We start from the raw sequence: 6,241 nt of genomic DNA, 5'->3' as shown, positions 1-6,241 counted from the left end.
GGGCATGGGAGGGACTCCACAGACCCTCCCCCGCGCCCCCGCGTTCTCTCCGCGCTTCCTCCGCCCTTCCTTCGCGCGGCGTTCGCCTCCCGCTCACCCGGCCCGCCCCTTCCGTCACTCGCGCCGCCCGGCTTCCCGCCGTCCCCCGCGTGTGGCCGGTACGGACAACAATCCCGCCATACGGACGTCCGGCCCTTAACGGTAGGGATGCGGCGAACTACGCTGGGTTTACTGATGTTCTCAGCAGGGCGGCATATTCCTCGGGGCTCGGCCAAATGCGTGTGCGGCCGGAGTGCCGGGGTTCGTCCCTGGGGAGAACCCGGTACGAATGCCGCGCGCCGCATCGGTGACGCGGCTGCCGTCTGTGTGTCGAGGGGTGGCGCATGTCCAGGGAGCAACGCGGACCGAACGACAAGCTCGGAACCGTTCTCGCCCTCGCGGGAATCAGCAACGCCGGGCTCGCCCGGCGGGTCAACGACCTCGGGGCGCAGCGCGGACTGACACTTCGGTACGACAAGACCTCGGTGGCCCGGTGGGTCTCCAAGGGCATGGTGCCGCAGGGCGCCGCGCCCCATCTCATCGCCGCGGCGATCGGCGCCAAGCTCGGCCGGCCGGTCCCGCTGCACGAGATCGGGCTGGCCGACGCCGACCCGGCGCCGGAGGTCGGGCTCGCGTTCCCCCGCGATGTGGGTGAGGCGGTCCGTTCGGCGACCGAGTTGTACCGGCTGGATCTGGCCGGGCGACGGGCGGGCAGTGGCGGGATCTGGCAGTCGCTGGCGGGTTCGTTCTCGGTGAGTGCGTACGCGACCCCCGCGTCCCGCTGGCTGATATCCCCCGCCGACCCGTCGGTGGCCCGCGCCTCGACGGCGGCGGTGGCGGCGATCCTGGGCACACACAGCGGTACGCACGGCACAGAGGGCGCGCAGGGCGCATCAGGGGCGCAAGGGACGTCGAACGCTCCCGGTGCCGCACTTCCGCCCGGCGCTTCGCTTCCTCCCGGTGCTCCGCTGTTGTCCGGGCACAGCCTGTCGATCCCCGTCCAGCCGGGCCCGGATTCCGCGCACGCCGTATCGCCGCTGCGGGTCGGCCACAGTGACGTGTCCAAACTGCGGGAGGCCGCTCAGGACGCGCGCCGCTGGGACTCCAAGTACGGCGGCGGGGACTGGCGTTCGTCCATGGTCCCGGAGTGCTTACGGGTTGACGCGGCACCGCTGCTGCTGGGTTCGTACAGCGACGAGGTCGGCCGGGCGCTCTTCGGCGCAGCCGCCGAACTGACCAGGCTCGCCGGATGGATGGCCTTCGACACCGGCCAGCAGGAAGCGGCCCAGCGCTACTACATCCAGGCGCTGCGCCTGGCACGGGCCGCGGCCGACGTACCGCTCGGCGGCTATGTCCTCGCCTCCATGTCCCTCCAGGCGACCTACCGCGGCTTCGCCGACGAGGGCGTCGACCTCGCGCAGGCGGCGGTCGAACGCAACCGCGGCCTCGCGACGGCACGCACCATGAGCTTCTTCCGCCTCGTGGAGGCCCGGGCCCACGCGAAGGCGAACGACGCACCGGCCGCAGGGTCCGCGCTGAAGGCCGCCGAGGGGTGGCTGGAGCGCTCCAGGGACGGCGACGCCGACCCGTCGTGGCTCGGGTTCTACTCGTACGACCGCTTCGCCGCCGATGCCGCGGAGTGCCACCTCGACCTCAAGGCGCCGCGGCAGGTGCGGCGCTTCACCGAGCAGGCGCTGTCCAGGCCCACCGAGGAGTTCGTCCGCTCGCACGGTCTGCGGCTCGTCGTCTCGGCCGTCGCCGAACTGGAGTCGGGAAACCTGGACGCGGCCTGCGCGGCGGGCACCCGGGCCGTGGAGGTCGCGGGCCGCATCTCGTCCGCACGGACCACCGAGTACGTGCGCGACCTGCTGCACCGGCTGGAGCCCTACGGGGACGAGCCGCGCGTCGTCGAGCTGCGGGAGCGCGCCCGCCCGCTGCTGGTCGCCCCCGCGTAGCGGGCCCGCACCGGCCCGGTTCCGGGAGAGCCACGCCCGGCCGGGCCGGCACGGGATTCACCACGGGATCCGCCACGCTGTGCCCGCATGGGTTTGAGTGCGTTGTCAGTGGGTCAGTGCACTATCGGGGTGGGAGGTGGCGTGATGATGACGCACGCGGCGTACGACTGCGACGTGCTGGTGATCGGCGGCGGGATCGTCGGCCTGTCGGCCGCGTATGCGATCACGCGGACCGCACCGGGCACGCGGGTGACCGTGCTGGAGAAGGAGTGGGGCCCTGCGCGCCACCAGACCGGGCGCAACAGCGGGGTGATCCACAGCGGTATCTACTACCCCCCGGGCTCGCTGAAGGCGCGGTACGCGGTGCGCGGCGCGGCCGAGATGGTCGACTTCTGCCGGGAGCACGGCATCTCCCACGCCGTGACCGGGAAGCTGATCGTCGCGACCGGCCGCGACGAGCTTCCCCGGCTGCACGCCCTGGTGCAACGCGGCCGGGAGCACGGGCTTCCGGTGAGCGAGCTGGGGCCCGCGCAGATCGCGGAGTACGAACCGCGGGTGCGGGGTCTCGCCGCGATCCGGGTGGGCACGACGGGGGTGTGCGACTTCGGCGCGGTCGCCGAGCGGTTCGCCACCGAGGTGCGGGGCGGCGGCGGCCTGATCAGGTTCGGTGCCGAGGTCACCGAGATCGACCGGCGGCCGTGGGGCGTCGCGGTGCGGACGGCGGACGGCCTGGTGGTGCGGGCCCGGGTGCTGGTCAACTGTGCGGGGCTGCACTGCGACCGGGTGGCGCGGCTGGCAGGGGACGACCCGGGGATGCGCATCGTGCCCTTCCGGGGGGAGTACTACGAGCTGGCCCGCCCCGAGCTGGTGCGCGGCCTCGTCTATCCGGTGCCCGACCCTGCGTTCCCGTTCCTCGGCGTCCATCTGACCCGCGGCCACGACGGCAGCGTCCACGTCGGGCCGAACGCGGTACCGGCGCTGGCCCGCGAGGGATACGGCTGGCCGGTCGTACGGCCCCGTGAGCTGCTGTCCACCGTGAGCTGGCCGGGTTCCTGGCAGATCGCCCGCAGACACTGGAGGTACGGGGCGGGCGAGGTGCACCGCTCGCTGTCGAAGCGCGCGTTCACGGCGGCCGTGCGGCGGCTGCTGCCAGAGGTGAAGGAGGACGACCTGCGCCCCTCCCCCGCCGGGGTCAGGGCCCAGGCGGTGCTGCGGGACGGCACCCTGGTGGACGACTTCCTGATCCGGGAGGCCCCGCACACCGTGCACGTGCTCAACGCCCCGTCGCCCGCCGCAACGGCCGCGCTGCCCATCGGGCGGGAGGTGGCACGCAGGGCGCTGCTCCGGGCACAGGGGACGGGGTGGAAGCCGCCCGCCGTAGAATCAGGGCATTGTGTCTGAGCCCTTGAACCCCTCCCCCGCGACGCCCGGCGACGCCGCTGCCGAGACGGACAGCACGCTCCCCTCCGGGACGCACCCCACCGATCCGCCCGCCACCGGGCCGGACGGCACGCACCCCACCGATCCGCCCGCCGATCCGCCCGCCATCAGGTCGGACGGCACGGCCTCCACCGGTGCGGACGACGCCGCGCCCGCCACCGCCGGAATCCCGGACGAACTGCGCGCCGCGGCCCTGGACCGTGCCCGCAGGCTGCGCCAGGAGCCCCGCTTCCCCGGCGGCCCCGCGGCCGATCCGGCCGGTTCGCACCACGAGCGCCGGATCCGCAGCTTCCAGCCGCGCCGCAGCCGGGTCACGCCCGGCCAGCAGGACGCCCTGGAGCGGCTCTGGCCGAAGTGGGGCCTGGACATCGACGGGCTGCGCGTCCTCGATCTGCCCGAGCTGTTCGACGGGCTCCCGGTGGTCCTGGAGATCGGCTTCGGCATGGGCGAAGCCACCGCGCAGATGGCCGCCGACGACCCGGGCACCGGAATCCTCGCGGTCGACGTGCACACCCCGGGCCAGGGCAACCTGCTCGGTCTCGCGGACCGGAACGGCATGTCCAACATCCGGGTGGCCAACGGTGACGCGATCATCCTGCTGCGCGAGATGCTGGTGCCGGACGCGCTGGACGGGCTGCGGGTGTACTTCCCCGACCCGTGGCCCAAGTCGCGCCACCACAAGCGCCGGCTGATCCAGCCGGAGTTCCTCGACCTGGCGGCACAGCGCCTGAAGCCGGGAGCGGTCCTGCACTGCGCGACCGACTGGGAGCCGTACGCCGAGCAGATGCTGGAGGTGCTGACCGCGCACCCCCGCTTCGAGAACACGGCGGCGGACGGCGGCTATGCGCCACGGCCCGCGTTCCGGCCGCTGACCCGGTTCGAGGGACAGGGCCTGGACAAGGGCCACGTGGTGCACGACCTGCTCTTCGCCCGCAGCTGACGGGGGCCGGGGACTGGGCGGCCTCCGGGGCGGGGGCCTCCGGGACCGGGCGACCTCCGGGACCGGGCGGCCTCCGAACCGGGTCGGCTCCGGGACCGGGTGGCCTTTCGCGGTCATGGGAGCGGACCACGCGCCATGGCCGTTGTCAGTGCCGCTCGTTAGGGTCGTGGGGTGTCCGACGGGTCTGTTCAGCAGCAGCGACAGTCTCAGCCGGCCGTCCCGTCGCTCGAGGAGCAGCTGGCCGGCGGCGAGGCCCTGACCGCTGTGCCGGACCGGAGCCAGTGGCGTTACCGCCCGCGCCGCGTCGGCATGCTGTGGCGGAGCAGGACGCTCCGCGTCGTCGCCGTCTTCACCGTGCTGGCGCTCTGCGGCCTGGTGATCCTCGCCCTGGTCCGCGACCAGACGGGGACGCACGGGTTCCTCGTCGGGCTGGGCCTGGCCGTGCTGCCCGTCCCGGTGCTGATGACGGCGTTCCGCTGGCTCGACCGGGTCGAACCGGGACCGTGGCGCAACATGCTGTTCGCCTTCGCCTGGGGCGCCTGCGCGGCCGCCCTGGTCGCGATCCTCGCGAACTCCTTCGCGACGCGGTGGATCGCCACGGCCACGGCCGACCCGGGCAGCGCTGACACTCTGGGCGCCACGGTCATAGCGCCCGTCGTGGAGGAGAGCGCCAAGGCAGCGGCCGTGCTGCTGCTCTTCCTTTTCAGGCGACGGGACTTCGGCGGGATCGTCGACGGCGTGGTCGTCGCCGGCTTCACCGCGACGGGTTTCGCCTTCACGGAGAACATCCTCTATCTGGGCACCGCCTTCGGCGAGGACCAGCAGCTCGGCTCGGGGTTCGTCTCGGTGACCGCGGCGACGTTCTTCGTACGGGCGGTCATGTCGCCGTTCGCCCATCCGCTCTTCACCGTGCTGACCGGCATCGGTTTCGGGATCGCCGCGGGCAGTGCGCGCCATCAGCGGGTCCGGCGCCTCGCGCTCCCGCCGCTGGGGCTGCTCCTCGCCATGGGCATGCACGCCCTGTGGAACGGGTCGTCCTCGTTCGGCCCGTACGGCTTCTACGCCGTGTACGGGGCCTTCATGGTCCCGGTCTTCGGGCTGGTGACCTGGCTGGCGGTCTGGGCCCGCCTGCGCGAGCTGCGCACCCTCGGCACCGAACTGCCGGAGTACGCGGCGGCCGGCTGGCTGTCTCCCGCCGAACCCTTCGCCCTCTCCTCGATGCGAGCCCGCGGCATGGCCAGGGACATCGCACGCCGACGCGCGGCGGCAGCGGCGGCCGAAGGCCCGTACGGCAGGCCGCACAGCCACGCCCGCCACCCGGCATACGCTCCCGCGCACGCCCATGGCCCGGCGCACGCCCACCCTCCGATATCCGCCGCGGGGCGGAAGGAAGTGAAGGCCCGGGGCAGGGAAGCGGCCCGGGCGGTGGCCGAGTACGAGTCGTTCGCGACCTCACTGGCCTTCCTGCGCCGCCAGGCCCGCCGCGGCACGGCGGGCCCGGACTTCGCCGAACGCGAGCGGGAGTTGCTGCACCACCTGTGGCAGCGCAAGGAGACCGCCCGCCCTGCCCTGACCTTCGCGGCCCAGGCCACGGGCCGCCTGCGCCCCCGTTCCGCGCCCGCGGCACACCGTCCGTACCCGCACACGGCGCACGCGCAGCCCACGCACCCGTACGCCGGGCAGCCCTACGGCGCGCCGCCGTACGCGAACGCGCCGTACCACCCGCTCCCCGGCCCGTACGCGAACCCGCCGTACTCCCCGTCCCATCCCCCGCACACGAACCCGCAGGGATACGGCCAACAGGAGGGCTAGGCCGGCTGGGCCGGGAAAACCAGGCCGCCCGGAGGACTAGGCACTGTTTCTCGGA

4 protein-coding genes are annotated in these 6,241 nt (G+C 73.6%); all 4 read left to right on the top strand.

The features are described 5' to 3' along the window. Positions 1-383: 383 nt before the first annotated feature. The 4 genes from JGS39_RS35035 (at position 384) to JGS39_RS35020 (ending at position 6,186) form a co-directional block, all read left to right on the top strand. The gene (locus JGS39_RS35035; RefSeq protein ID WP_219573785.1) at positions 384-1,994 is read left to right on the top strand and encodes an NsdA family TPR-like regulatory protein; all 1,611 of its coding nucleotides are present in this window, start codon (positions 384-386) and stop codon (positions 1,992-1,994) included. A 144-nt stretch (positions 1,995-2,138) separates the two neighbouring features. Continuing rightward, positions 2,139-3,395, top strand: a complete 1,257-nt coding sequence (gene lhgD, locus JGS39_RS35030; protein ID WP_219573784.1) for an L-2-hydroxyglutarate dehydrogenase — start codon at positions 2,139-2,141, stop codon at positions 3,393-3,395. After that, on the top strand, positions 3,385-4,374 hold the full coding sequence (gene trmB, locus JGS39_RS35025; RefSeq protein WP_219573786.1) for a tRNA (guanosine(46)-N7)-methyltransferase TrmB: 990 nt from the start codon (positions 3,385-3,387) through the stop codon (positions 4,372-4,374). The genes lhgD and trmB overlap by 11 nt, the downstream gene beginning before the upstream one ends. 171 nt (positions 4,375-4,545) lie before the next feature. Further along, positions 4,546-6,186, top strand: coding sequence for a PrsW family intramembrane metalloprotease (locus JGS39_RS35020; protein ID WP_219573783.1), 1,641 nt, complete (start codon positions 4,546-4,548; stop codon positions 6,184-6,186). Positions 6,187-6,241 lie beyond the last annotated feature (55 nt).

The sequence above is a fragment of the Streptomyces poriferorum genome, from assembly GCF_019399235.1.
GTDB classification, from domain to species: Bacteria; Actinomycetota; Actinomycetes; order Streptomycetales; family Streptomycetaceae; genus Streptomyces; species Streptomyces poriferorum.
This window is presented reverse-complemented; position numbering and strand designations above follow the sequence as displayed.

What these genes read in the sequence shown, in the direction of transcription:
- JGS39_RS35035 (WP_219573785.1), top strand. Translation starts at nt 384, where the DNA reads ATGTCCAGGGAGCAACGCGGACCGAACGACAAGCTCGGAACCGTTCTC.
- lhgD (WP_219573784.1), top strand. Translation starts at nt 2,139, where the DNA reads ATGATGACGCACGCGGCGTACGACTGCGACGTGCTGGTGATCGGCGGC.